Raw genomic sequence first — 25,277 nt, 5'->3', positions numbered from 1 at the left:
TTACTCCCCCGCAAGCGGGGTGAGGTGGAGTGCGCGGATCGAATCTTCGCTAGCCGACGCTCCACACCAGCGGCGGCTTGCCGCCTGCACCGGCTTTCAGCCTGACGCCAATATGCCGCCCACATCCCGCAGCGAGACCTTCGCACAATCCTTCCAGCACCTTCGCCATAGCCGGATGATAATCGGCGACGTCGTCCATCAACGTCCAGCTCCGCTGACGGATCTCGAAGCCATGTTCGGACTGCACAAGATCGGCCGCATCGTCCTGCGCGGCGAGCAGCGCGTTCAGGAAGGCCGCAAACTCCTTCGCGCCACCGTGGCTCATCCCCAGCGCCGCCGCGACCTCGTCAAAACTCTGCATGCCGATCAGCTTGCCCGTCAGATGCAGCAGATATCCGGCATCCCCAGGACCGAACAACTGCACCATCACCGGCGCGGCCGTGCGAACGTATTCCATCGCATAGTTACGATAGGCCTTTTCGAGCCGTGGTTTTGGCCAGCTCGCGACCGGCAGCGCCGGCGCACTGTTCGCATCGAATAGTGGGGCTTCGAGATGACGCGCGAATACAAGGCGCTGGTCGAGCTCGAGCGGATGATCGTACTGGTAGTAGTAACCTTCGAGCCCGTCCTGGCCGTCAACGCTCTGCTTGGTGCAGACGAAGCCGAGCCTGAGATCACCGAGCACGACGCCATTGTTGGCGTGCCAGCCGCGCAGCATCGCGCGCGACACTTCGCCGGGAATGCCGCAGATCGCGGGGCCCTTCCAGATCCAGCGCGGGGGCGGATAGCGGATCCAGGCCTTGGCGTCGCTCTCATACATGTATTCGACATGCACGCCGCCGATCCAGTTGGAGAGATAGTGATATTGCGCGGCCGCGACCGCCGGCGGCAGATGACGGAGCCCGAGCTTGTCGAGCCCAGGCAGGAAGCGCTCGTGCTGCTGGCGGCGAAACACGCGGAAGACGAATTCAGCCGCATCCGCCGTGCCGCGCCGCGTCACCACGGTGAGGATCAGGCCGGTGAAATAGGCGTGATAGAGATCGGCGATGGCGCGCCAGCGTTGCCACTGGGCTTGCTGTTCGGCGGTGTCCGCTGCGGTGCCCATGTTCGCTCCCCGGCTTGTTGTTATCGTTGAAGCCGCAACACTTTACCCTGTCGTCCCGGGCAAGCGAAGCGCGACCCGGCACCCACAACCACAGGGAGCGGTTGTGGCGCGAAGCTCTCAACCCAGTGTCTTCGCCAAACCACTCCCTGGGGTTATGGGTCCTGGCCTTCGCCAGGACGACACCGGAGAGTGGGCTAGCGGCTACACCCGGAAATGCTTGCTCAGCTTCAGGCCCTGCGCCTGGTAGTTCGAGCCGATGCGCTGGCCGTACATGGCGTCGGGCCGCGCCAGCATCTTCTCGTAGACGAGGCGGCCGACGATCTGGCCGTGCTCGAGGATGAAGGGCACTTCGCGCGAGCGCACCTCGAGCACGGCGCGGGCGCCTTGCCCGCCGGCGCCGGCATAGCCGAAGCCGGGATCGAAGAAGCCGGCATAATGCACGCGGAATTCGCCGACCAGGGGATCGAACGGCACCATCTCCGCGGCGTAGTCCGGTGGCACCTGCACCGCTTCCTTGGAGGCGAGGATGTAGAACTCGCCGGGATCGAGGATGAGGCTGCCGTCAGGACGCGCCGAGATCGGCTCCCAGAAATCCTCGACCGCGTAGCCGGCGCGGCGATCGACATCGACGACGCCGGTGTGGCGCTTGGCGCGATAGCCGACGAAGCCGCCGCCCTTCTCGCCGGAGAGATCGACGGAGACGGCGACGCCGCCGGTGAGATCGGCCTCGTCGATATCGACGAGGCGCTCGGTCGCATGCAGCGCCTCGAGCTGGTCGATGTTGAGGATGGCATCGCCGGTGCGGAAGCGCACCTGGGACAGGCGCGAGCCCTCGCTCACCAGCACCGGAAACGTTTTTGGGCTGATCTCGGCGTAGAGCGGGCCGTGATAGCCGGCGCCGATCATGTCGAAGCGGCGGGTGCCGTCGGCGATCACGCGGGTGAAGACGTCGAGCCGGCCGGTCGAGCTTTTCGGATTGGCGGCCGCGACGATCTCCGGCGGCAGCGCGAGGCTCTCGAGCAGCGGCACGATGTAGACGCAATTGGTCTCCAGCACCGCGCCGTCGGCGAGGCTGAACTCGTGCAGCTTCAACTCGTCGATGCGCTCCGCGACGGTGGCGCCGGGCCCGGGCAGGAAGCTCGCGCGCACGCGGTAGGCGATGTCGCCGAGGCGCAAATCGAGGCTCGCCGGCTGGATCTGGCTCTCGACGAAGTCGTAGGCGGGCAGGATCAGCCCGCCATCCGCCATCGCCGCGATCATGCGGTCGGGCAGGATACCATTGGCGTCGGCGGCGACCGTGAACGTCAACCGGTGGTCCTCATCTCGGGTCAAACGCATCCAAAAATGCGGAAAAACGAACGTTTTACCGCTATCCGATGGATGCCTTGACGAAAAGGGCATGGCGGAATATGAGCATGACTTATCCCGTGGTGATTTGAGCCGGCCGGCTTGCAGCCACGTTAAATAAATCGCTAAACAGGCCGGGGACCTCTGTGATCCCGGCCAGTGGAGATATCCAGGCCGGTTTTTTTGTGACCATTTTCGAACTGGTCACGTTGGAGGTCCTATGTCGAAGTCCCCGGCGTCCGCCGCGCAATACCGTCCCGAAACCCGCCTGGTCCATTCCGGCACCCTGCGCTCGCAATATGGCGAGACGTCCGAGGCGCTGTTCCTCACGCAAGGCTACGTCTACGCGAGCGCCGAGGAATGCGAGGCGCGATTCAAGGGCGAGGATCCCGGCTTCATCTATTCGCGCTATTCCAACCCGACGATCGCGATGTTCGAGCAGCGCATGATCGAACTCGAGGGCGCCGAAGCCGCCCGCTCGGCAGCAACCGGCATGGCGGCGGTGACGACCGCGATCCTGGCGCCCTTGAAGGCTGGCGATCATGTGGTGGCCTCGCGGGCGCTGTTCGGCTCGTGCCTCTACGTGGTGCAGGATCTGCTGCCGCGCTACGGCATCGAGACCACGCTGGTCGACGGTCTCGATCTCGACCAGTGGCAGCGCGCGGTCAAGCCGAACACCAAGACGTTCTTCCTGGAAAGCCCGACCAATCCGACGCTCGACGTGCTCGACATTCCCGCCATCGCCGAGATCGCGCACAAGGGCGGCGCGCGACTCGTCGTCGACAACGTGTTCGCAACGCCGATCTGGCAGAGCCCGCTCGCGCTCGGCGCCGATGTCGTCGTCTACTCCGCGACCAAGCATATCGACGGCCAGGGCCGCTGCCTCGGCGGCATCATCCTGTCGTCGGAATCCTTCATCGCCGAGCACATCCATAACTTCATGCGCCAGACCGGGCCGTCGATCTCGCCGTTCAACGCCTGGGTTTTGCTCAAGGGGCTGGAGACGCTCGGCGTGCGCGTGCGTGCGCAGACCGACACCGCGGCCCGCGTCGCCGAGGTGCTCGCGAGCCATCCCAAGATCTCACGGCTGATCTATCCCGGCCGCGCCGATCATCCGCAGGCGGCGCTGGTGAAGAAGCAGATGCGCGGCGGCTCGACGCTGGTCGGCTTCGAGGTCAAGGGCGGCAAGCAGGCCGCGTTCCGCGTGCTCAATGCGCTGAGGCTCGCCAAGATTTCCAACAATCTCGGTGACGCCAAGAGCCTGGTGACGCATCCGGCAACCACGACGCATCAGCGCCTGAAGCCGGAAGACCGCGCCGCACTCGGCATCAGCGAGGGCTTTATCCGCTTCTCCGCAGGGCTCGAGCACGCCGATGATCTGATCGAGGATCTCACCGCGGCGCTGGAGAAGGCGTAGCCACGTACTCAAAATCGTAGGGTGGGCAAAGCGCAGCGTGCCCACCATTCACGATCTCACTGCCGATAGATGGTGGGCACGGCGCGCGAAGAGCGCGCCCTTGCCCACCCTACAAGAGCTCACATCGGCCGGTAGGTGCGCACGTTCGCAGGTACGTTGACGCCGAGCTTGATCTGGCCGACGGAGCGGATGATGTCGTCGCCGAGGAGCTGCGCGAAGCAGGCGTAGCCCCAATCATTCATGTGCAGGCCGTCGGAGATCACGAAGCTCTCGACCGGAATGTCCTGCTTCTCGTGCCAGTCGCGCATCACCTCGAAGCGCGGGAAGATACCGACGTGGCGGAGCTCCGCGACGCGGCCGAGCAGCTTCACCATCTTGCCGGCGCTCTCGGGGCGCTCGGTGACGCGCGGCGAATATTGCGGATCGACCAGCACGATGTCGGCATCGCCGACCGCCTGGATGCGCGTGATGCCGTCCTCGACGAGCTTTGCAGTGTCGCCGGGATCGAGGTTGCGCAGCACCGCGTTGGTCCCGACCTGCCAGATCACGAGATCCGGATGCACGTCGATCACCTCCTTCTGGAGGCGCTTCATCATCTCGGGCGCGTCCTCGCCGCCGACACCCGCGTTGATGACGGTGATGTCGGCAGTCGGATATTGCCGGTGCAGTTGCGCGGCGAGACGGTTCGGATAGTTGAAATCGGGCGAGCTCGCACCGAAGCCCGCGGTCGACGACGATCCGAACGCGACGATCACGACCGGCTTGCCCGCGACCAGCTTGCTGGCGACATGCGGCAGCGAGCCCATCGATTTCGCGCCACCCTTGTGCGCGTCCTTGGGCGGCAGGCACGGCACGCGGCTAAAGATGTCGCCGGCGGATTTGGCGACCTGCTTGACCTTGTCGATGGCCCGCGCGGTGAGGCCACGCTGCTCGGGAGATTCCTGCTGGCTGGTCGCAGGGGTCGTGGTCTGCGGCCCGGGCGCCGGACTAGCGGCCTGCGGGGCCGTCGGCGCGACGGCCACAGCCTGCGCGCAGGCGGGCGACAGGGTTACAGGCATCAGCAGCGCAGCCGCCATGGGCGCAGCCAGCCATGCCGTCAGGCCAAAAGGGCGGAAAGAACTCATTTACGCTAAACCTCAGTTTTGCTGCTGGGCCGGACCGAGATGGGCGGCATCGACGACAAACTGCGCCAGCGCCCGGCCAAGGCAATCATGGACCTGTTTCGCCAACTCCGGTCCGCGCGACGGATTGAACAGGTCGAACTGACCCTGATCATTCCATTGACGCATGATCGCGAAACGATCGAACAGCGGGATATCATGCTCCTGCGCCACCACGCGCATATTATCGAGATAGGGCGGCACCGAGATCATCGTTTCGGTCCGCGGGCTGTACTGCAAGTTCATCAATATAACGTCGGCCCCCGCATTTTGCAGCGCAGTAACGCCATCCGTGACGGCACTGCGGAACTCATCGGGATCGATGGATCGGATAGCATCCACGGTCCCGGTCTGCCAGATGACCAAAGTAGGCTTTTTTGCTTCCATCAGCTTAACGAAGCCGGATGCGGCCTCTTCTGCGGTCTTCTTGCTCTGTAGTTCTACGGAGACGTGCACCGGTTCCGACGGCAGCTTCTCCTTCAAGATCGCCTGAAGCCGGGCCGGATAGGAGCTTTCTTCCGACGACGGGATGGTGGTCGACCGGCTGCCGATGACCAGGATTTCGAGCGGTTTTTCGCTCTTCACCGTTTCGGCGACCCTCGGGATCTGGCTTTCGGTGGCGAGCAGATAGGACGGCACCTCGCATGCCGCAGGCCCTGCGGGAGCTTGAGGCGCAGCATTATCCTCGGCGCGCACAGAAGGCGCGGCGAGAGCACCGCATAGCAGGACCAGGCTCAGGAGAACCTTCGCCTTCATCAGCCCCCTCCCGCCAAATCGGCGTTGCCGACGGCGTTTTTGGTTTTCGAACCGCTCTTGTCAGCCACCTGCTTGTACCACGAAATCACCCAGGCCATCCCCCACATGATCAGGATTCCGCAGAGACTAATCAGCGCATGCATGCCCGGGCCGCCGGACACCTCGGCCAGGATGAAATGGCCGGCAAAGGCCAGGAACACGCCGAGGCAGAATATCTCCAGCGAATGCTGGCCGCAGAGGATCAGCGGCCTCAGGAGGGGCGATTTCAGGCCCGGCCAGTCCCGCGGCAGGAAGCGCACGGTGAGCGCGGCCAGCGCCAGGAAATGCGTGAAGCGCAGCACGTCCAGGTCGGTCTTGTCGATCGGATACATCCACTGCTCGATCCGCTTCGGCATGAAGTGGGAGAGCTGCGGCAGGTACCAGGTCAGCGTCACGTAGAACGCCGCGGCCAGATAGGCGATCGAGATCCACATCGTCACGGGTGATGCCAGGATCCGCGACATGCGCCGCGCACCCCCGAGCGCACACCAGGCGCCGAACACGAACAGCAATTGCCAGGCGAGTGGGTTGAAGGCCCAGAACCCATTCGGATAGGCCGAAAAATAGAGATCGAACTCCCAGGTCACCACGTAGAGCACGACCGACAGGCCGAGCGTGAGATCCGGCTTCCATTTCATCAACCAGAGGATCAGCGGCAGCGCCAGCATCAGCACGATATAAAGCGGCAGCACGTCCATGTTGACGGGCCGGAAGCGCAGGAGCAGCGCCTGCACGATGGTGACGTCGGGCTGCTTGAGGAAATCCATGATGCCCATCTCTTCCGTGTAGAGCGGGTTCTCGAAGCTGGTCGCGACGTAGGAGATTTCCGCGAGGAAGATCGTGAACAGGAAGACGTGGGCGACATAGATCTGCCAGACCCGGCGCAGGATGCGCGCGGTGGCGATGACGAAGCCGGAGTCCAGCATCGCGCGGCCGTAGACGAAGGCTGCGGTGTAGCCGGAGATGAAGATGAATATCTCGGTGGCGTCGCTGAAGCCGTAGTTGCGGATGGTGAACCAGGTCAGCAGGTTTGGCGGCAAGTGGTCGATGAAGATCAGCCACAACGCCAGCCCGCGGAAGAGGTCGAGCCGAAGCTCGCGCTCGCCGATGACGGGCAGCGTAATGGCGGGCGCCGCCGCGCGCGGCTTCGCCTCCACGGCGGACTTGGCATCCGCGGTTCCCGCGACCGGCGATCCCGTCACTTGGTCGGCAATGGTCATCGGGCCAAAACCCTTGCGCAAATCGCGGCGTTTGAGGAGTGTACCGGGCCGGAGGCCTGCTCGCAAAGCGACCGGATCACATTGGGGTGTAACTACGGTGCCAATTCGGGCGGCACGATGTCGCTGACGCCGCGGGCCACGATTGGTTCCCGGCTAGGTTTTCGTTATGATGGCAACCATGTACCGTGCCGTGACCCGCCAGATCGAAGTGACCGTCGAGCCGAACTTTGTCCCGGAGCAGTCGTCGGCCGAGCGCTCGCGCTACTTCTGGTCCTACACCATCGTGATCACCAATTCCGGCGACGAGACCGTGCAGCTCAAGACGCGGCACTGGATCATCACCGACGCGACGGGGCGGCAACAGGAGGTCAAGGGCGAAGGCGTGATCGGCGAGCAGCCGATCCTCGGGCCCGGCGAGCGCTACGAATACACCTCCGGCGTCCCGCTCTCGACCGCCTCGGGCTTCATGACCGGCCGCTACCAGATGGTCAACGAAAGCGGCGAGCGCTTTGAGATCGACGTGCCGACGTTTTCGCTCGATAGCCCGGACGGCGGCAAGCGGGTGTTGAACTAAGGCGTTCGCGCTGATCATTACACCACAGCTGTCATGCCCCGGCTTGACCGGGGCATCCAATACGCCGCGGCTCTTCGATTCAATCACTGTCGTCTCTGGAATACTGGATCGCCCGATCTATCGGGCGATGGCACCGCGTGTGTGGGTAGCCGGCCGCCATTGTGAAAGTCGAGCCGATGAACCCGTCACATCACCCGTATCGGAAGCGTCACCTTCACGCCCCGTCCAGCCGGAAACAGCGCTTCGAGGATCACGAGGTCGGAGCCGAGATAGCCGCGCTGGGAGGTGTAGATGGCCTGGACGCCGGGGACGCGGCGGCGGTTGCAGGCGCTGCGAACGTTGCTTTCGGCAAAGCGCGGAAAGACGCCGGTCTGGCGGATCGCAACGCGGCCGTGCTCGGGACCTTGAGCCACTCGCAAGACGACGGCGCCGGCGGAGGTGCAATCGGGATTGGTCGACCAAGCCTGATAGAGCATCAGTGGCCGGCCCGAAGCAACCACCTTGTCGGCCTGCGCGAGGCCCGCCGACATCAACGACGCAACGATACTCAGTACAATTCGCATGGTATCCCCCAAAGCCCAATGGCGAGCGACGATACACGCGGAAATTGCCGCGCGTCGAGAGAGCGCGCGGGATTGCGGGAGATTTTCGTGGGATTCTTTTACGGGGGCACGTAGGCGTGGCGGGTTACGCCTAGCGAACTGCGCTTCGCGCAGTCGCAAGGCTAACCCGCCCTACGAAATCTATGCGTTCTCGACACCGGCCTCATCCGGCGAGAACTCGTACACCGAGCTACAGAACTCGCAGGTCACGACGACCTTGTCGTCCTTCACCATCGCGGCGCGATCGTCCGGCGAAAAGCTCTTCAGCATCGCTGCCACCGCATCGCGCGAGCAGGAGCATTCCGCTTTCAGATTATGCGGATTGAACACGCGCACGCCGCGCTCGTGGAAGAGGCGGTACAACAGCCGCTCGCCGGAAAGATCGGGATCGATCAGCTCGACGTCCTCGACCGTGCCGATCAGCGAGCGCGCTTCGACCCAGGCATCGTCCTCGGCAACCGTGTGCGGCGTGGTGCCTTCGGGCGCGTCGCCGGGATGCAGGTCGGCCTGTCGCGCGCGCTCCGGAGCCTTCGGCAGGAACTGCATCAAGAGGCCCCCGGCGCGCCAGCGGCGCTTGCCGCCGTCGCTCGAGCGCCATTCCTCGCCGACGGCGAGGCGCACCTGGGTGGGGATCTGCTCGGAGCGCAGGAAGTACTCATGCGCGGCATCTTCCAGGCTGCCACCGTCGAGTGCGACGAGCCCCTGGTAGCGGCTCATATCCGCGCCCTGGTCTATGGTCATGGCGAGATGGCCGCGGCCGAGCAGCGAGCCGGAGTCCTTGGCCTCGCCGAGCCGCGAGGCGTCGTAGCGGGCATAGGCGCGCAGGCGGTCGGGCGCATTGAAGTCGACCACCAGGAACGACACCGGGCCGTCGGTCTGGGCCTGGAGGATGAAGCGGCCCTCGAATTTCAGCGCCGAGCCAAGCAGCGTCGTCAGCACGATCGCCTCGCCGAGTAGCTTGCCGACCGGCGCGGGGTAATCGTGCTTGGTGAGGACCTCGTCGAGCGCAGGCCCGAGCCGGGTCAAGCGCCCGCGCACGTCGAGCGCATCGACCTCGAAAGGCAGCACCGCATCGTCGACGGGAACGGAAGACGGCGCGCGAACCGGGCTTTCGGGCCCGGCTTTGATGTCAGGGGATTGGGAGACCATGGCGCTCTATCTGGGGTCGGAGGAGATGAAATGGAAGGGGCGCGGGGCAACGCAGCCCGGACGCTGTTTTGATCGCAAACGATACAGCAAATTCGGCGTCGTCCTGGCTTTCGCCAGGACGACGCTTCGGATCTACGCCACCGCGTCGAATTACTTCACCGCGTCAAAGCACCAAGCCAAGATACCCTTCTGCGCGTGCAGGCGGTTTTCGGCCTCGTCGAACACGACGGACTGGGGACCATCGATCACCTCATCGGTGACCTCCTCGCCGCGATGGGCGGGCAGGCAGTGCATGAACAGCGCATCGGGCTTGGCCAGCGACATCAGCTTGGCGTTGACCTGATAGGGCTTGAGCACGTTGTGGCGATGCTCGCCTTCCTTGTCGCCCATCGAGACCCAGGTGTCGGTGACGACGCAATCGGCGCCGCGCACCGCGGCTTCCGGATCGGTGCCGAGCATGATCGGGGCGCCCGTCGCCTTGACCCAGTCGCGCATCGCCTTCTTCGGCGCGAGCTCCGGCGGGGTCGCGACGTTGAGGTTGAACTTGAAGCGTTCGGCGGCATGCGCCCAGGAGGCGAGAACGTTGTTGTCGTCGCCGGTCCAGGCCACCGTCTTGCCCTCGATCGACCCGCGATGCTCCTCATACGTCATGAGGTCGGCCATCACCTGGCAGGGATGCGAACGCCGCGTCAGGCCGTTGATGACAGGCACGGTCGCGTTGGCCGCGAGTTCGAGCAGCGCATCGTGATTGAGGATGCGGATCATGATGGCATCGACATAGCGCGACAGCACGCGCGCGGTGTCGGCGATGGTCTCGCCGCGGCCGAGCTGCATCTCCGCACCGGTGAGCATGATGGGCTCACCGCCGAGCTGGCGCATGGCGACATCGAACGACACCCGCGTCCGCGTCGACGGACGCTCGAAGATCATCGCCAGCGTCTTGCCCTCGAGCGGCCTGACCGGCTGATGCGCCTTCTGCTTCGCCTTCATGGCGGAGGAAGCGGCGAGCATGCTCTTGAGCTCCGACAGCGGCAGCTCGTTGATGTCCAGGAAGTGCTTGGGCGTCTTGCTCATCAGCTTGCCGCCGGCGTCTTGAGAGTGGATTCAATCGCCGTGCAGGCACGCTCGAGCCGCGCGACGCCCTCCTCGATCTCCGCCTCGGTGACGATCAAAGGCGGCAGGAAGCGCACGACGTTGTCGCCGGCGCCAACGGTGAGCAGCTTTTCGTTGCGCAACGCCGTGGCGAGATCGCCCGAGGGCACCACGGCCTTGAGGCCGATCAAAAGCCCCTCGCCGCGCACCTCGCTGACGACATCAGGATGGCGGTCGATCACGGAGGCGAGCTTCTGCTTGAGCAACAGCGACATTTTCTGCACGTGATCGAAGAAGCCGGGCTTGAGCATGACGTCGAGCACGGCGTTCGCCGCGGACACGGCGAGCGGATTGCCGCCGAAGGTCGAGCCGTGCGAGCCGGGCGTCATGCCGGAGGCGGCCTCGGCGGTCGCAAGGCACGCGCCGATCGGAAAGCCGCCGCCGAGCGCTTTCGCAAGCGACATCACGTCGGGGGTCACGCCGAGGCGGCGATGTGCAAAGAGTTCGCCGGTGCGGCCCATGCCGGTCTGCACCTCGTCGAAGGCGAGCAACAGGCCATGCTCGTCACAGAGCTGGCGCAGCGCGCGATAGAAGGCGGGAGGAGCCGAGCGCACGCCGCCCTCGCCCTGGATCGGCTCGATCAGGATGCCGGCAGTCTGCGGGCCGATCGCCTTCTTGACGGCTTCGAGGTCGCCATGCGGCACCTGGTCAAAGCCGTCGAGCGGCGGGCCGAAACCTTCGAGATATTTCGCCGAGCCGGTCGCCGCGAGCGTTGCAAGCGTGCGGCCGTGGAAAGCGCCCTCGAAGGTGATCATGCGGTAGCGCTCGGGATGGCCCTTGGAGGCGTGATAGCGGCGCACCACCTTGATCACGCATTCCATCGCCTCGGCGCCGGAATTGCAGAAGAACACGAAGTCCGCAAAGCTCTCGTTGCAGAGCCTGACTGCGAGCTTCTCGCCATCCGGGCTCTGGAACAGGTTCGACATGTGCCAGAGCTTCGTCGCCTGCTCCTGCAGAGCCTTGACCAGATGCGGATGTGCGTGACCGAGCGCATTCACGGCGACGCCCGAGGTGAAATCGAGATAGCGCTCGCCATTGGTTGAGACCAGCCAGCAGCCTTCGCCGCGCTCGAAGCCGAGCTCGGCCCTGGCGAAAACGGGAAGCAGATGCGTCGCGGCGCTCTTGGTCATGGCGGTCACTTGGATGTTGGGGCCGGCTGAGGCTGCGTTGCGCAGCGCATCATTGACCTGCCCGGAAAACGAAACGTGCCGCCTTTTAAGGGCGGCACGTGTCACTATTTTATGCCTGGAAAAACCGCTGTCAATGCCGCCAGAAGGCCCCTGCAAGCCGCGCGGCCCGTAGTCTTGCGGTGGCAATTTTGAGTTCTTTTAGCGACGGAACATGTGGACGCTGGGCCGCAGACTCTTGCGCGGGAGTCACGCCATATTGTAGCGTTTCCCCCGTCAGATACGACATCTCGTGCAGCAGTTCTGATCCTCTTAGTCCTCATGTACCGGCGTAACGTTCAGGTGCGTTTTCGCGCCCGGCGAGCCTTAAGGGATTCTGGCAGCACGGGTTTTTCGAGGCTTAGACATCGCCACGCGGCCCCAAGGATTGGCAGGCGCGCGGCGAGGGGAAGGGTGCAATGACGGTTTTGACCTGGTCCGACGATCGCGTCGAGCAATTGAAAAAGCTCTGGGAAGCCGGGCTTTCGGCCAGCCAGATCGCTGCCGAGCTCGGAAATGTGACGCGCAACGCCGTAATCGGCAAGGTGCACCGGCTGGGCCTGTCCGGCCGCGCCAAGACCCCGTCCTCGGCGGCTCCGCGGCCGCGCAAGGCGCGCCCGGCGCAGCACATGATGCGGGTGAGCCGCCCGATCTCGCGCGGCAACACCGCCCTCGCCCAGGCCTTCGAGGTCGAGGTCGAGCCCGATCCGATCACCTATGACAACGTCGTTCCGATGAGCCAGCGCCTGTCGCTGCTCGAGCTCAACGAAGCGACCTGCCATTGGCCGGTCGGCGATCCCTCGAGCCCGGATTTCTTCTTCTGCGGCGGCAAGTCGCTCTCGGGCCTGCCCTACTGCGCGCAGCATTCGCGCGTCGCCTACCAACCGGCCGCCGACCGCCGCCGCGCTCCGGCCAAGCCCGGCACGCGCTGAGTTCGGCCACAAACGACAACGTCCCGGCGCAAGGCCGGGACGTTTGATCGAGAGACGTCAGCGCGCCATCCGGCGCGCTTTTTTACGTCTGCTCCGCCTTCGCAAACCGATCATCCAGCGCGTAGCCGGCGCCGCGGACGGTGCGGATCGGATCCTGCTCGCGGCCGAGATTGAGCAGCTTGCGCAGGCGGCCGATGTGGACATCGACGGTGCGCTCGTCGATATAGATGTCGCGGCCCCAGACGCTGTCGAGCAGCTGCTCGCGCGAGAACACGCGGCCCGGATGCTCCAGGAAGAACTCCAAGAGGCGATATTCGGTCGGGCCAAGGTCGATCGGCCGTCCGGAGCGCGCGACGCGGCGTTTTTCACGATCCAGCTCGATGTCGCCGTAGGCAAGTATGGTCGCAAGCCGCTCGGGGCTCGCACGCCTGAGCAGGCCTTTCACGCGCGCGAGCAACTCGGGCACCGAGAACGGCTTGACGATGTAGTCGTCGGCGCCGGTGGCAAGCCCGCGCACCCGCTCGCTCTCCTCACCGCGCGCCGTGAGCATGATGATCGGCAACCCCTTGGTCTCGGGCCTTGCGCGAAGCCTGCGGCACAGCTCGATGCCGGACAGGCCCGGCAGCATCCAGTCGAGCACGATCAGGTCGGGGATGTGCTCCTTGAGGCGGGTGTCGGCGTCGTCGCCGCGCATCACCGTCTCGACATCGTAGCCGTCGCCTTCGAGGTTGTAGCGCAACAGCTCGGTCAGCGCTTCCTCGTCCTCAACAACCAAAATGCGTGCGCCCATGGCGTCGTCGCTCCTTAAGTGTTCGGCACGGTCGTGGCGAAGGTCGTCATGTCGCCCTTCGGACGCTTGTCCGCGATGGCCTGACCTTCGATCATGTAGAAGACGGTCTCGGCGATATTGGTCGCATGATCGCCGATCCGCTCGATGTTCTTGGCGCAGAACATCAAATGGATGCAGAACGAGATGTTGCGCGGATCCTCCATCATGTAGGTGAGGAGCTCGCGGAACAGCGAGGTACAGATCGCGTCGACCTCCTCGTCGCCTTTCCAGACCATCATCGCCGCCGGCAGGTCATGCGCGGCATAGGCGTCCAGCACCGACTTGACCTGCTGCTGCACGAGGTCGGTCATGTGCTCCAGGCCGCGGAACAGCTTGAGCGGATGGAAATCGGTCTCGAGCGCGGCAACGCGCTTGCCCATGTTCTTGGCGAGGTCGCCGATCCGCTCCAGATCGGTCGCAACGCGCATGGCGCCGACGATTTCGCGCAGGTCGACCGCCATCGGCTGGCGACGTGCGATCGTGAGCACGGCGCGCTCCTCGATCTTTTTCTGGAGCGCGTCGATTTCGGCGTCGGTTGCCACCACGCGCTGGCCGAGCGCGACGTCACGGCGGATCAGCGCATCGACGGAATCGACGATCATGCGCTCGGCAAGGCCGCCCATCTCCGCGACGAGCCGCGTGAGCTCCTGGAGGTCGGTGTCGAAGGCCTTTGCGGTATGTTCAGAAGCCATTTCCTGTCTCCTCAGCCGAAGCGGCCGGTGATGTAGTCCTGTGTGCGCCGGTCGCTGGGCGACGTGAAGATCTTGCTGGTCTCGTCGAACTCGATCAGCTCGCCGAGATACATGAAGGCGGTCTTGTCGGAGACGCGCGCCGCCTGCTGCATGTTATGGGTGACGATCGCGATCGTGTAGTCCTCGGCGAGCTCCTGGATCAGCTCCTCGACCTTGGCGGTCGAGATCGGATCGAGCGCCGAGCAGGGCTCGTCGAACAGGATCACCTCGGGACGCACCGCCACGGTGCGGGCGATGCAGAGGCGCTGCTGCTGGCCGCCGGAAAGCGACAGGCCCGACGCGTTGAGCTTGTCCTTGACCTCGTTCCACAGCGCGCCGCCGCGCAGCGCCTTCTCGACCCGGTCGTCCATCTCGGACTTCGAGATCTTCTCATAGAGGCGGATGCCGAAGGCGATGTTCTCGTAGATCGTCATCGGGAACGGCGTCGGCTTCTGGAACACCATCCCGACCCGGGCCCGCAGCAGGTTGAGGTCGAGCCTGGGGTCGAGGATGTTGGTCTGGTCGAGCATGAGCTGACCGGTGGCGCGCTGGCCCGGATAGAGGTCGTACATCCGGTTGAAGATGCGCAGCAGGGTCGACTTGCCGCAGCCGGACGGGCCGATGAACGCCGTGACACGGTTGGTGCCGAGCGTCAGGTTGATGTTCTTCAGCGCGTGGTGCTCGCCGTAATAGAAGTTGAGGTTGCGCACCGTCACCTTGGCCGGAGCCTCGGGCAGTGTCGGCGACGCCTGACGCCCGGTGGAACTTACGGAAACGGACAGATCGCTCATTTTGCAGTCCTCTCGGCGCCAAGAATGCGCGCGCCAATGTTCAGGGCAAGCACGGTCAGGGTGATCAGAAGCGCCCCGCTCCAGGCCAGTTGCTTCCAGTAGGCGTAGGGGCTCTGCACGAAATTGTTGATGGTGACCGGCAGGTTCGCCATCGTCTTGTTCAGGCTGAGGCTGAAGAACTGGTTCGACAGCGCGGTGAACAGCAGCGGCGCGGTCTCGCCGGCGACGCGAGCGGTCGCCAGCAGCACACCGGTGATGAGGCCGGAGCGCGCCGCGCGGTAGGCGATCCGCTTGATCACCAGCGAGCGCGGCAGGCCCAGCGCGGAAGCCGCCTCGCGCAGCGCGTTCGGCACCAGCAGAAGCATGTCCTCAGTCGTGCGCAGCACCACCGGGATCACGATGACGGCGAGTGCGAGAGAGCCTGCGATCGCCGAGAAGCCGCGCATCGGCACCACCACCGCGCCATAGATGAACAGGCCGATGATGATCGAGGGTGCCGACAAGAGGATGTCGTTGATGAAGCGGATCACCGAGGTCAGCTTGTCGTTGCGGCCGTACTCGGCGAGATAGGTGCCGGCGAACAGGCCGAGCGGCGCGCCGATGCCGACGCCGATCACCGTCATGATGATCGAACCGATGATCGCGTTGCGCAGGCCGCCTTCGGTCGAGCCCGGAGGGGGCGTGTCCGCGGCGAAGAGCTCCAGATTCAGACCGGCCACGCCGTTGTAGAGCAGCGTCATCAGGATCAGCGCCAGCCAGGTGACGCCGAAGGCCGCGGCGGCGATGCAGAGACCGCGGACGACGATGTCCTTGCGGCGGCGGCGTGCGTAAATCGGGTTCATGTTATTTCCCCGCCTTCTTTTCCAGACGGAGCAGCATCAGCCGTGCGCCCGCGAGCACGAAGAACGTCAGCACGAACAGCAGGAGGCCGAGCAGGATCAGGCCGGACTGGTGCAGGCCGTCGCTTTCGGCGAACTCGCTCGCGATCGCCGCCGAGATCGTGGTGCCCGGCGCGAAGATCGAGGACGAGATCCGGAAGGAGTTGCCGATGATGAAGGTCACCGCCATGGTCTCGCCGAGCGCGCGGCCCAGCGCCAGCATGACGCCGCCGATGATGCCGACGCGCGTATAGGGGATCACCACGCTGCGGACGACTTCCCAGGTGGTGCAGCCGACGCCGTAGGCGGCTTCCTTCAGGACCGGCGGCACGGTCTTGAACACGTCGACCGAGATCGAGGTGATGAAGGGCAGCACCATGATCGCCAGGATCAGCGCAGCGTTGAACAGGCTGAGATAGGACGGCGGGCCGGCGAAGATCGCACCCAGCACGGGAACGCCGTCGAACAGCTTGATCATGAAGGGCTGGAAGGTGTTGGCCAGGAACGGACCCAGCACGAAGAAGCCCCACATGCCGTAGATGATCGAGGGAATGCCGGCGAGCAGCTCGACCGCCATGCCGATCGGACGGCGCAGCCATTGCGGGCAGAGCTCGGTGAGGAAGATCGCAATGCCGAGCCCGACGGGAATGGCGATCAGCATCGCGATGAAGGAGGTGACGAGCGTGCCGTACATCGGCCCGAGCGCGCCGAGCACAGGCGGATCGGCCGAGGGCGCCCACCGCTGCGTCCACAGGAACGACAGGCCGTATTCTTTCATCGCCGGGAAGGCGCCGACGATCAGCGACAGGATGATGCCCCCCAAGATCAGGAGCACCGAGATCGCGCTGAGCCGCGTGATCCAATAGAAGGTCATGTCGCCGAGCTTGAACGCGCTCAAGGCCTTGGCGCGATCATATGGTCCGGCGTCGTCGACAATATCGCTCTGAACGGCCATCTCTGCCACGCCGATCCCCTATTGTATCTTTACGTCATCTGCACGCCGCCGATGAAGGCGGTCTTGTCGACGCCTTGTCCCGCGTCATTCGGGGATGGTCCGACGGACCAGACCCGGAATCCCAGGGGATTCCGGGGTCGATCTTTGACCCGCGCCCCGAAAGGGCCGGAGCGCGAGTTTCGTTACGCTGCGATCAGCTCTTGATCTCGGCAGCCCAGGTCTTCTCGATCAGCTGGACGACGCTGTCGGGCATCGGGATGTAGTCGAGCTCCTCGGCCGCCTTGCCGCCGTTCTTGAAGGCCCAGCGGAAGAACTTGATGGCTTCCTGCGAGGCCGCCTTGTCGGTGGCATCCTTGTGCATGAGGATGAAGGTCGCCGCCGTGATCGGCCAGGACTTCTCGCCGGGCTGGTCGGTCAGGATGACGTAGTACCCCGGAGCCTTGGCCCAGTCGGCGTTGGAGGCGGCCGCCTGGAAGGCCTCGACGGTCGGCTGCACCGGCTTGCCGGCCTTGTTGACGAGACCGGTGTAGGTCAGCTTGTTCTGCTTGGCATAGGCGTACTCGACATAACCGATCGAGTTCTTGGTCTGGCTGATGTTGCCCGACACGCCCTCGTTGCCCTTGGCGCCGACGCCGACCGGCCATTCGACGGCCGTGCCCTCGCCGACCTTGCTCTTCCAGTCCGCGCTGGCCTTGGAGAGGTAGTTGGTGAAGTTGAAGGTGGTGCCCGAACCGTCGGAGCGGCGGACGACGGTGATCGCGTCCGAGGGCAGCTTCACGTTCGGATTGAGCTTCTTGATCGCAGCGTCATCCCACTTGGTGATCTTGCCGAGATAGATGCTGGCGAGCGTCTCGCCGTCGAACACCAGCTCGCCGGGCTTCACGCCCTCGATATTGACCACGGGAACGATGGCACCCATGACCATCGGCCACTGAGCGAGGCCGTCCTTCTCGAGCTGCTCGGCTTTGAGCGGCGCATCGCTGGCGCCGAAGGTCACGGTCTTGGCCTGGATCTGCTTGATGCCGCCGCCGGAGCCGATCGACTGATAGTTCAGACCGTTACCGGTCTCCTTCTTGTAGGCGTCAGCCCACTTCGAATAGATCGGGAACGGGAAGGTCGCGCCGGCGCCGGTGATGTCGGCAGCGAAGGCCGACGTCGATGCGGCCACCAAGCCAGCAGCGACGATAGTTTTGATGAAATTCATGCTGGTCTCCATAGGGGGAGCGAAGCGCCATGCGCGCCCGATCGCGCTCCCGCGCCGCCCCTTTAGGAGCGGTCGGTAGTGCTTTTACGAAGGTTTCGTGACAGTCGGATGACAGGCTTAAGCGACTGAAATAGCTTTGATTTCAGCTCGAAGCCGGGGGCCTGGCCTGGGGAAAACAAGCGGTGAAAGTGGCGCCCTGCTTGGGCACGCTTTCGATCAAAAGCCGGCCGCGATGCCGGTTAACGATATGTTTCACCAGCGATAATCCGAGGCCCGTCCCGCCCTGCGAGCGGCTGTCGCCGACGTCGACCCGGTAGAAGCGCTCGGTCAGCCGTGGCAGGTGTTCCGGCGCAATTCCAGGCCCGAAGTCGCGCACCATGACGCGGATTTCCGGCGAGCCGTCAGCCGCCGTGACTGTGGTGAGCGAGACGATCACCCGCCCGCCCGAGGCGCCGTATTTCAGCGCGTTCTCGATCAGGTTCTCGAACAGCCGCAACAGCTCCTCGCGGTCGCCCGCAATCATCACCGCCGTCTCCGGCAGATCGATCTCGACGTCCACCTGCCGCTCGCGCGCCAGCGGTTCGAGCCCGTCGGCGACCTGGCGGATGATCGGCACGACATCGACGAGAGTGTCAGGCCGCACATGTGCCGACAACTCCACCCGCGACAGCGACAACAGATCGTCGATCAGCCGCGCCATGCGGGTCGCCTGGGTGTGCATGATGCCGAGGAAGCGCTCGCGCGCCCTCGGATCATCCTTGGCCTGGCCCTGGAGCGTGTCGATGAAGCCGGAGAGCGCGGCCAGCGGCGTGCGCAGCTCGTGGCTGGCATTGGCGACGAAATCGGCGCGCATCTCCTCGACCCGGCGTAGCGGCGTCTGGTCGTGGAAGGTCATCAGCATGCATTTGTCGGCGCCGCCGAACGTGGTCGGCACCGGAACCGGCGTGATGATCAACTCCATCCAGCGATCGACCGGCACGTGATCGAGATAGTCGGCGCGACGCGGCTCGCTGGTCGCGATCGCCTCGCGCAGCGCAATGATGATTTCGGGCGAGCGCAGCGCGAACTGGGCAAGTTCGTTCTTGCGCAGCGCCGGCGCAAGCTGAGCTGCGGCGGCATTGAGATGGATGACGCGACCGGCGCGGTCGAGCAGCACGGCCGGGTCCGGCATGCCCGAGACCACCGCGGCCACCGCCGCGCTATCGACCGGATGGATGCGGCGGACGTCGTCGCGCGAGGCTGCGGTATCGTGCAGCCGCCAGGGGATCAGCGCCGCCGCCGCGATGCAGAGGAAGACCGCCACGGCTCGCGTTACCGACAATTCCCCGAGCGAGACCACCACCGACAGCGCCAGCGCCGCCGCGATCAGAATGATCGCAGAATGCCGCAGCCGGTCGGACCAGGGCTGGACCGAGGGAGAAGGGTGGGCGTCGATCGCCATCGGGGCAGGCTTCTCCTTAGGAATTGTCGGCCGGTCAGGCGCTCTTGTCGCTGCGCTCTCTCACATAAGCGGCTTCGCGCGCAGGGCCGGGATCGAGCTTGAGGGCCGCCTGCTGCAGGCGTTTCGATCGGGCGCCGATAATGACCTCTCGAAACGTCAGCAAGATTACAGATATGACAAAGGGCGAAAGATAATAGAGGACGCGGAACAGCAGCATCCCGCCGAGGAGCTCCTCGCGGTCCATCTGCCACAGCCCGACCAGCATGGCTGCGTCGAATACGCCGAGCCCGCCGGGGGAGTGGCTGGCGAAGCCGAGCAGCGTGGCGGAGACGAAAATCACAGCGACCACGACGAAGCCGAGATTGGGCTCGTCCGGGACCAGCACGTACATCGCGAGCGCACAGAAGCCGAGATCGACGATGCCGATCGCGATCTGGAGCAACGTCAGCGGCCCGCCCGGCAGCACCACCGTCCAGGGACCACGACCGACCACGCGCGGCTGGGTCCAGACCCAGACGACATAGGCGACCAGCGCGACGATGATCGCCATGGCGACCAGCCGGTTGAGCCAGGGCGGGAGCTGGTCGATCGAGGCCGCAGCTTCGGGATGATAGCTGATCCCGAGGCCAAGCACCGCGGCGTTGCCGAGCCAGAAGGTCAGGCCGGCGAGGAAGCAGATCTTGGCGACGTCGATCGCGTTAAGGCCCCAGGCCGAGTAGATGCGATAGCGCACCGCGCCGCCGGTGAAGACGCTGGCGCCGACATTGTGGCCGATCGAGTAGCTGGTGAAGGCCGCAAGCGCATTGATGCGGTAGGGCACATGGGCGTGGCCGATCGCGCGCGTCGCGAACAGATCGTAGAAGGTGAGGGTGAAATAGCCAGCGGCCACGAACAGCGCCGCCATCGCGATCTGGCTCGGCTCGGTGCTCTTGATCGCCTCGACCACCTCGTTGAAGTCGATGCCGCGCAGCATGTGGTAGAGCACGTAGCAGGCGATGCCGATGACCGTCACGCTGATCACGACGCCAAGCTTATGCAGGATTTGCTTCTGGCGCAGAAACGACATTGCCCTGCGTATGGCTTCCAGCATCTAGACCTCGAACTACGCTTCCGCGGCCGTGGCGGCCGGCGAACTGGCGGACGTGCAGGTAGTCGGCAACCCCTCGGCGCCGGCTCCAGCTTCGCGCATGCCCCCCGACCCTCCAGTAGCGCGTTTTGGGCCGGAGTGGAATTCGCCAATAAGCACAAAAACGCGTTTCATCAATATTTTAGGCGGGTATCCGCGTTTGCCTTGCACCGTTTGGCTCTTTTCCCCGACGGCCTTTGCCGAATCTGTATCGCGATCCTGCGTACGGGCCATGAAGTTTTGATGATTTCACCCGAGCAATGTTCCACCGCGGCTTAAGCCGGCGTCAATCTTTGGGCCCGCGATTGGCGGTGGATAGGCAGGCGCGGAGCCCGGTTTGGCATGCGCCGAAGCGCCGCGGCCCTGTGCAGCGCCCAAAGCGCAGTCACCAGGGCAGTCAGTGCGCCTTGTGCATAGGCAGGGTGCAAGCACAAAGCTCAGGCCGCGGGCGTGCTGCGCGAGACCACCCAGTCGCGCAGGCATGCGCCGATGGTGCAGCCGACGAGATAGCAGCCGAACATGACAAGGCCGAGGTCGAGCCAGTAGCCGAAACGGCCGGGGACCACGCGGGCAAGCGAGGCTGCGACGAGGGCAGCCACGAGGACCGCGAGCCAGCGCGCCAGCACCTTCGAGGTGCCGTCGCCGCGCTGGACCACCGAGATCCAACCCATCGCCAGCCCGAGCAGCAGCGACCCGACCAGCCAACCCCAATGGAACGACAACAAAAAGGACATGTCATCTCACCAGAAATTCGATGCGGCGGTTTTGTGCCTTGCCTTCGTCGGTATCGTTGCCGGCGACCGGCTGCGTGCTGCCATAGCCGACCGCCGTGAAGCGATCGGCCGGAAGCCCCGCCTTGACGAGATAATCGATCACGGCCTGGGCGCGCTTCTCCGACAGCGCCTGGTTGAAGGCGTCCTCGCCGTCGGCATCGGTGTGGCCGGCGACCTCGATCGTGGCGTTCGGGCAGCGCAGCGCCGTTTCGATGAGGTGATCGAGCAGGCCTGCGGAATCCGGGTCGATCGTGGCGCGCTTCGGCTCAAAGCGGATCTTGCCCTTGGTCAGGAGCTCGGAGAACAGCTGCTGGCAGACCGTGCCATCGACCGGACCTGCGGCGGGCTTCACGGTGATTTCCGGCTTGTACTGCCAGGTCTTGGGAAAATCCTTGCCGAGGCCTGCGCGGATATCGGCTGCCGCGCCCTCATAGAGCGCATCGCCCGACAGCTTCACCTCGCGATCCGTCACCACCAGCGTGCCGGTCGAGAGCCGTGACAGAGCCCCAAGCGCGGCAACCACCGAATTGCCGAACGAAGCAGGCGCGCCGATGCTGGCCTTGAGATTGTCGACGACCTTCTCGCCGAAGAATTTTCGCCCCGCCGCCGTGGCGATGGCCGCGTGGATCGTGTTGTCGGGGACGTAGCCGGTCAGTGTCACAGTTGCGGCGACCGGATCCTTGTAGGCCTGAAAGATGTAAGGCGGCGCCTTGATGTCGTTGGTCGCGACCGAAAAACCCTCGGGCAGGTTCTTCAGCGCCGCCGCGATGGCTTCGCGGCCGCCCAGCTCGCGCGCCATGCCGGAGAGGCTGACATTGGTGTCGGAGATCGCGATCTTGCCGTCCTTGAGCTTGCCGACCTGGTCGAGCAGGAGCATCGCGGCGTTCTCGAAGCGCGGCGGCGCGCCGCGCGCCAACCCCATCTGATCGGCGACCTCGATGCCGCCGAGGTCCTTGCGGGCGACTTCCACCAGCCGGCCCTTGACCCCCGGCAGCGGCGCGCTGCCGGACAGGGTGACCCGAACGACGTCCCGTTCCGCGTTCCAGACGAAAGGCTTGGCCTCGGGAACCAGCCGGGTCTGGTCGTCGACCAGGCGTACGCCCGGCACTGTTTCGACCGCCATGACTGCGTCCCGGCGGCCCTCCTCCGAGAACGCTTCGGCGGCAAAGCTGACGTCTCGGCCGGCCACCGCGATCCGGGTCTTGTCCAGAACGGTATTCTTGAGCGCGGCGGCGGAGCGCGCGGACAGGTCGGCTTCCAGGGGCAAGGTGTTATTCCAGGCCGCAATTCCCCACATGACGGCCAAAGGGATCAACCCCGGCCACCATTTGCTGGCCCACCTGAAAAGCTTCTGCATTCGACGACCCGAACTCTGGAACCGGAGACAAAACAAACCCTTGGCGGGCTGTCAAACCGGAAATGGCGGCCTTGTGAAGGCTCCGGGTGGGCAACCGGACTAACTTTTTCTTCAAGGGTTCCCCCCTAGGTTGACTGTGGACTGCCGGGGTCAACCAGCCTTCGATGAAACAACTGCGCAACAACGTCATCCGCGTCGGGCTGGAAGCACTCTATTTCAGCGGGGCGCACCACCTGCTGCGGCCGCTGCTCGCCGGCGTCGGCGCCATTTTCATGCTGCACCATGTGCGCCCGCCCCGCGACGATGCCTTCCAGCCCAACCGGCACCTCGAGGTCACGCCGGATTTCCTGCGCGCCACGCTGTGCCATTTGCGCTCGCTCGACATCGACATCGTCTCGATGGACGGGTTGCATGAGCGGCTGGTGCAGGGCCGCTTTACCCGGCGCTTCGCCGCCTTCACGCTGGACGACGGCTACCGCGACAACCGGGATTTTGCGCTCCCTGTGCTGCGCGAATTCGACGCACCTTCGACCATCTATGTCGCGAGCGATTTCGCCGAAGGCACCGGGCGGCTGTGGTGGATCGCGCTCGAGACCGTCATCGCCAAGGCGAGCCACGTCGAGGTCCAGATCGGCAATGCCGCGCTCCGGCTCGACACCACGACCCTGGCCGCGAAGTGCTTGGCGTTCGACCGCCTGCATGGCTGGCTGCGCGCATTGCCGGGCGAGCACGACCTTGAGCGCGAGATCGTGGCGCTCTGCGCGAAGCATGATGTCGACATGGCCGCGCTGTGCCGCGGCCTCTGCCTGTCCTGGGACGAGCTGAAGGCGCTGGCTGCCGATCCGCTGGTCGCGATCGGCGCCCACACCATCAGCCATTGCAACCTCGCCAAGCAGAACGAGGAGATCGCCGCGCAGGAGATGGCGGTGAGCCGCGTGCGGATCGAGCACGCGCTCGGCCGCCCCGTGCAGCACTTCGCCTACCCCTATGGCGACCGCCATGCCGCGGGCGAGCGCGAATTCGCGCTCGCCGCGGCGAGCGGCTTCAAGACCGCCGTGACCACGCGCCCGGGCATGCTGTTCGCCGAGAATGCCGGCCACCCGACCGCGCTGCCGCGCGTCTCGCTCAACGGCAACTACCAGGACGCCCGCATCCTGCCCGTGCTCACCTCGGGCGCAGCCACAGCAATGTGGAACGGCTTTCGTCGGTTTGCTGCGGCTTAGGTTTCAATTGCATCCGTCGTCCCGGCGAAGGCCGGGACCCATACCGCGTGATCTGTCCGCAAGAATTGGCAGCAGTACCGGACGACGAGTCTTCGCCAAACTACTTCCTGTGGCTATGGGTCCCTGTGTCTTTGAAGTCTGTCAGGATGGGTTGGGCGGGAAGCCGTTGGGTCCTTGGCGCTTGACGCCGTGAGCCGGCTCGGCCTCCCGCCCGTTCCATTACCAACCTGAACAGTTGCACGAGGCTGCGGCAACAGACCTCGCATCACAGGGACAGGCACCGTGATCATACCCCTTCGTTACGTCGGAATCGACGTCTCCAAAAAACATCTCGATATCTTTGATGAAGCTGACGGTGTGCCCAGGCGCATCGCCAACGCGGCACAGGCCATCACACAGCAGGTGACGCGTTGGCGATGCGATGCGCTGATCGTCTTCGAGGCCACGGGTACCTATGACCTCGCGCTTCGCGAGGCCCTGGATCAGGCCGGTGTCCGCTTCGCCCGGATCAATCCGGCTCGAGCTCGCGATTTTGCGCGGGCCAGCGGCCAACTTGCCAAAACCGACCCGATCGATGCACGGATGCTGGCGGCCTTTGGCCGGGTCATGCAGCCGGCAACTGAGCAGGCCGCCAATCCCGCCCGCAACGCCTTGTCGAGGCTTGCAAAACGGCGGGATCAGCTGGTTCTCATGCGCGCACAGGAGAAGAACCGGCGCAGCGAGGCTGACGACCGCGCCATGGCCGAACGGATCAGCCGCCTTATCGAGGTTCTCGACGACGAGGTTGCCGAGATCGAAGCCGACATCAAGGCGCTGACCAAGGCCGAGCCGGAGATCGCGGACGATGCAAAGTTGATGCGCTCGCTGCCGGGTGTGGGTCCCGTGGCTTGCATGCAGCTCATCGCGAAGATGCCGGAACTCGGACGTGTTGGTGCAAAACAGATCGCGGCACTCGCGGGCCTTGCCCCCTTCAACGTCGACAGCGGCGCCTTCCGTGGCAAACGCAAGATCGCCGGCGGTCGAAAGCGCGTTCGTGACGCCCTCTACATGGCTGCCCTCAACGCGGTTCGCCGGGCCGATCCGTTCAAGGCCTTCTACGCACGACTGCGACAGGCCGGCAAACCAGCCAAGCTCGCTCTCATTGCCGTCGCCAGGAAGCTCCTAACCGTCCTCAACGCCATGATGCGCGACAGGAAGCCCTACCTGCAGACCGCGCCGACATAACAGTTGCCGGCCTTCGCCGGGACGACACTGAGTAAGTTGGATGGCTGTCGCACCCCACTTCCTCGGGCGCCTTCCTTGACTCCCCTCCTCGCCATGCCCACAACGAGCGGCAACCAAGGGAGGCGT

Annotated in this window: 24 protein-coding genes and 1 riboswitch; of the genes, 5 read left to right on the top strand and 19 right to left on the bottom strand. The window is 64.8% G+C overall.

Features of this window, described 5'->3' with window-relative positions:
* Positions 1 to 49 precede the first annotated feature (49 nt).
* Positions 50 to 1,105: a hypothetical protein gene (locus tag NLM33_RS32450; RefSeq protein ID WP_254102356.1), complete on the bottom strand. Its 1,056-nt coding sequence runs from the start codon at positions 1,103 to 1,105 to the stop codon at positions 50 to 52.
* 201 nt (positions 1,106 to 1,306) lie between these two features.
* A complete protein-coding gene (locus NLM33_RS32445) occupies positions 1,307 to 2,443 on the bottom strand; it encodes a 2'-deoxycytidine 5'-triphosphate deaminase (protein ID WP_371930007.1) in 1,137 nt (378 codons plus the stop codon).
* Positions 2,444 to 2,522: 79 nt separating this feature from the next.
* A riboswitch (SAM riboswitch) is annotated at positions 2,523 to 2,602 on the top strand.
* Positions 2,603 to 2,672: 70 nt separating this feature from the next.
* Between NLM33_RS32445 and NLM33_RS32440 the strand changes: the two genes are divergently transcribed.
* Entirely contained in the window at positions 2,673 to 3,869 is a 1,197-nt protein-coding gene (locus NLM33_RS32440; protein WP_254102352.1) for an O-succinylhomoserine sulfhydrylase, read from the top strand.
* A gap of 119 nt (positions 3,870 to 3,988) precedes the next feature.
* Here the strand turns inward: NLM33_RS32440 and NLM33_RS32435 are convergent, their stop codons facing one another.
* Genes NLM33_RS32435 through NLM33_RS32425 form a run of 3 tightly spaced genes read right to left on the bottom strand, consistent with a single transcriptional unit; the run spans position 3,989 to position 7,044 of the window.
* Positions 3,989 to 4,993 carry an SGNH/GDSL hydrolase family protein gene (locus tag NLM33_RS32435; RefSeq protein WP_254102349.1) on the bottom strand — a complete coding sequence of 335 codons (1,005 nt, stop codon included), beginning with the start codon at positions 4,991 to 4,993 and terminating at the stop codon, positions 3,989 to 3,991.
* Between the two features lie 12 nt (positions 4,994 to 5,005).
* Positions 5,006 to 5,785, bottom strand: a complete 780-nt coding sequence (locus NLM33_RS32430; RefSeq protein ID WP_254102347.1) for an SGNH/GDSL hydrolase family protein — start codon at positions 5,783 to 5,785, stop codon at positions 5,006 to 5,008.
* Positions 5,785 to 7,044 (bottom strand): OpgC domain-containing protein, encoded by a 1,260-nt coding sequence (locus NLM33_RS32425; protein WP_254102344.1) that lies wholly within the window; start codon positions 7,042 to 7,044, stop codon positions 5,785 to 5,787. The genes NLM33_RS32430 and NLM33_RS32425 overlap by 1 nt, the downstream gene beginning before the upstream one ends.
* A gap of 178 nt (positions 7,045 to 7,222) precedes the next feature.
* Here NLM33_RS32425 and apaG point away from each other — a divergent pair, with 178 nt between their 5' ends.
* Positions 7,223 to 7,618 (top strand): Co2+/Mg2+ efflux protein ApaG, encoded by a 396-nt coding sequence (gene apaG, locus NLM33_RS32420; protein ID WP_254102341.1) that lies wholly within the window; start codon positions 7,223 to 7,225, stop codon positions 7,616 to 7,618.
* Positions 7,619 to 7,803: 185 nt separating this feature from the next.
* Here the strand turns inward: apaG and NLM33_RS32415 are convergent, their stop codons facing one another.
* The 4 genes from NLM33_RS32415 to NLM33_RS32400 form a co-directional block, all read right to left on the bottom strand.
* A complete protein-coding gene (locus tag NLM33_RS32415; protein WP_254102339.1) occupies positions 7,804 to 8,181 on the bottom strand; it encodes a hypothetical protein in 378 nt (125 codons plus the stop codon).
* A 180-nt stretch (positions 8,182 to 8,361) separates the two neighbouring features.
* Positions 8,362 to 9,369, bottom strand: a complete 1,008-nt coding sequence (locus tag NLM33_RS32410; protein WP_254102337.1) for an Hsp33 family molecular chaperone — start codon at positions 9,367 to 9,369, stop codon at positions 8,362 to 8,364.
* Positions 9,370 to 9,519: 150 nt separating this feature from the next.
* On the bottom strand, positions 9,520 to 10,443 hold the full coding sequence (gene argF, locus NLM33_RS32405; protein ID WP_254102335.1) for an ornithine carbamoyltransferase: 924 nt from the start codon (positions 10,441 to 10,443) through the stop codon (positions 9,520 to 9,522).
* Positions 10,443 to 11,651: an aspartate aminotransferase family protein gene (locus NLM33_RS32400; RefSeq protein WP_254102333.1), complete on the bottom strand. Its 1,209-nt coding sequence runs from the start codon at positions 11,649 to 11,651 to the stop codon at positions 10,443 to 10,445. Before NLM33_RS32400 ends, argF begins: the two co-directional genes overlap by 1 nt.
* Before the next feature lie 455 nt (positions 11,652 to 12,106).
* Here NLM33_RS32400 and NLM33_RS32395 point away from each other — a divergent pair, with 455 nt between their 5' ends.
* Entirely contained in the window at positions 12,107 to 12,619 is a 513-nt protein-coding gene (locus NLM33_RS32395) for a GcrA family cell cycle regulator (protein ID WP_254102331.1), read from the top strand.
* A gap of 82 nt (positions 12,620 to 12,701) precedes the next feature.
* Here NLM33_RS32395 and phoB read toward each other — a convergent pair whose 3' ends face one another.
* From phoB to NLM33_RS32345, 10 genes are all read right to left on the bottom strand, one after another.
* The gene (phoB, locus tag NLM33_RS32390; protein ID WP_254102329.1) at positions 12,702 to 13,409 is read right to left on the bottom strand and encodes a phosphate regulon transcriptional regulator PhoB; all 708 of its coding nucleotides are present in this window, start codon (positions 13,407 to 13,409) and stop codon (positions 12,702 to 12,704) included.
* A gap of 14 nt (positions 13,410 to 13,423) precedes the next feature.
* A complete protein-coding gene (gene phoU, locus NLM33_RS32385) occupies positions 13,424 to 14,140 on the bottom strand; it encodes a phosphate signaling complex protein PhoU (RefSeq protein ID WP_027521516.1) in 717 nt (238 codons plus the stop codon).
* 11 nt (positions 14,141 to 14,151) lie between these two features.
* Positions 14,152 to 14,970 carry a phosphate ABC transporter ATP-binding protein PstB gene (gene pstB / locus NLM33_RS32380; protein WP_254102327.1) on the bottom strand — a complete coding sequence of 273 codons (819 nt, stop codon included), beginning with the start codon at positions 14,968 to 14,970 and terminating at the stop codon, positions 14,152 to 14,154.
* A complete protein-coding gene (pstA, locus tag NLM33_RS32375) occupies positions 14,967 to 15,812 on the bottom strand; it encodes a phosphate ABC transporter permease PstA (protein WP_254102325.1) in 846 nt (281 codons plus the stop codon). The genes pstB and pstA overlap by 4 nt, the downstream gene beginning before the upstream one ends.
* Position 15,813: 1 nt before the next feature.
* The gene (gene pstC / locus NLM33_RS32370) at positions 15,814 to 16,803 is read right to left on the bottom strand and encodes a phosphate ABC transporter permease subunit PstC (protein ID WP_254106009.1); all 990 of its coding nucleotides are present in this window, start codon (positions 16,801 to 16,803) and stop codon (positions 15,814 to 15,816) included.
* A gap of 193 nt (positions 16,804 to 16,996) precedes the next feature.
* Positions 16,997 to 18,007, bottom strand: a complete 1,011-nt coding sequence (gene pstS / locus NLM33_RS32365; RefSeq protein WP_254102323.1) for a phosphate ABC transporter substrate-binding protein PstS — start codon at positions 18,005 to 18,007, stop codon at positions 16,997 to 16,999.
* A gap of 142 nt (positions 18,008 to 18,149) precedes the next feature.
* On the bottom strand, positions 18,150 to 19,448 hold the full coding sequence (locus tag NLM33_RS32360; RefSeq protein WP_254102321.1) for an ATP-binding protein: 1,299 nt from the start codon (positions 19,446 to 19,448) through the stop codon (positions 18,150 to 18,152).
* 34 nt (positions 19,449 to 19,482) lie between these two features.
* Entirely contained in the window at positions 19,483 to 20,538 is a 1,056-nt protein-coding gene (locus tag NLM33_RS32355) for a lysylphosphatidylglycerol synthase domain-containing protein (protein ID WP_254102319.1), read from the bottom strand.
* 473 nt (positions 20,539 to 21,011) lie between these two features.
* Positions 21,012 to 21,308 carry a hypothetical protein gene (locus NLM33_RS32350; protein WP_254102317.1) on the bottom strand — a complete coding sequence of 99 codons (297 nt, stop codon included), beginning with the start codon at positions 21,306 to 21,308 and terminating at the stop codon, positions 21,012 to 21,014.
* A 1-nt stretch (position 21,309) separates the two neighbouring features.
* Positions 21,310 to 22,704 (bottom strand): OmpA family protein, encoded by a 1,395-nt coding sequence (locus NLM33_RS32345; protein ID WP_254102315.1) that lies wholly within the window; start codon positions 22,702 to 22,704, stop codon positions 21,310 to 21,312.
* Between the two features lie 164 nt (positions 22,705 to 22,868).
* Between NLM33_RS32345 and NLM33_RS32340 the strand changes: the two genes are divergently transcribed.
* Together NLM33_RS32340 and NLM33_RS32335 are read left to right on the top strand one after the other, a co-directional pair.
* Positions 22,869 to 23,927: a polysaccharide deacetylase family protein gene (locus NLM33_RS32340; RefSeq protein WP_254102313.1), complete on the top strand. Its 1,059-nt coding sequence runs from the start codon at positions 22,869 to 22,871 to the stop codon at positions 23,925 to 23,927.
* Positions 23,928 to 24,209: 282 nt separating this feature from the next.
* Positions 24,210 to 25,151 carry a transposase gene (locus NLM33_RS32335; RefSeq protein WP_254098909.1) on the top strand — a complete coding sequence of 314 codons (942 nt, stop codon included), beginning with the start codon at positions 24,210 to 24,212 and terminating at the stop codon, positions 25,149 to 25,151.
* Positions 25,152 to 25,277: the final 126 nt, after the last annotated feature.

This window comes from Bradyrhizobium sp. CCGUVB1N3 (assembly GCF_024199925.1).
Lineage (GTDB): Bacteria > Pseudomonadota > Alphaproteobacteria > Rhizobiales > Xanthobacteraceae > Bradyrhizobium.
The sequence above is the reverse complement of the archived record's forward strand: the minus strand, read 5'-3'. Positions and strand labels throughout refer to the sequence as shown.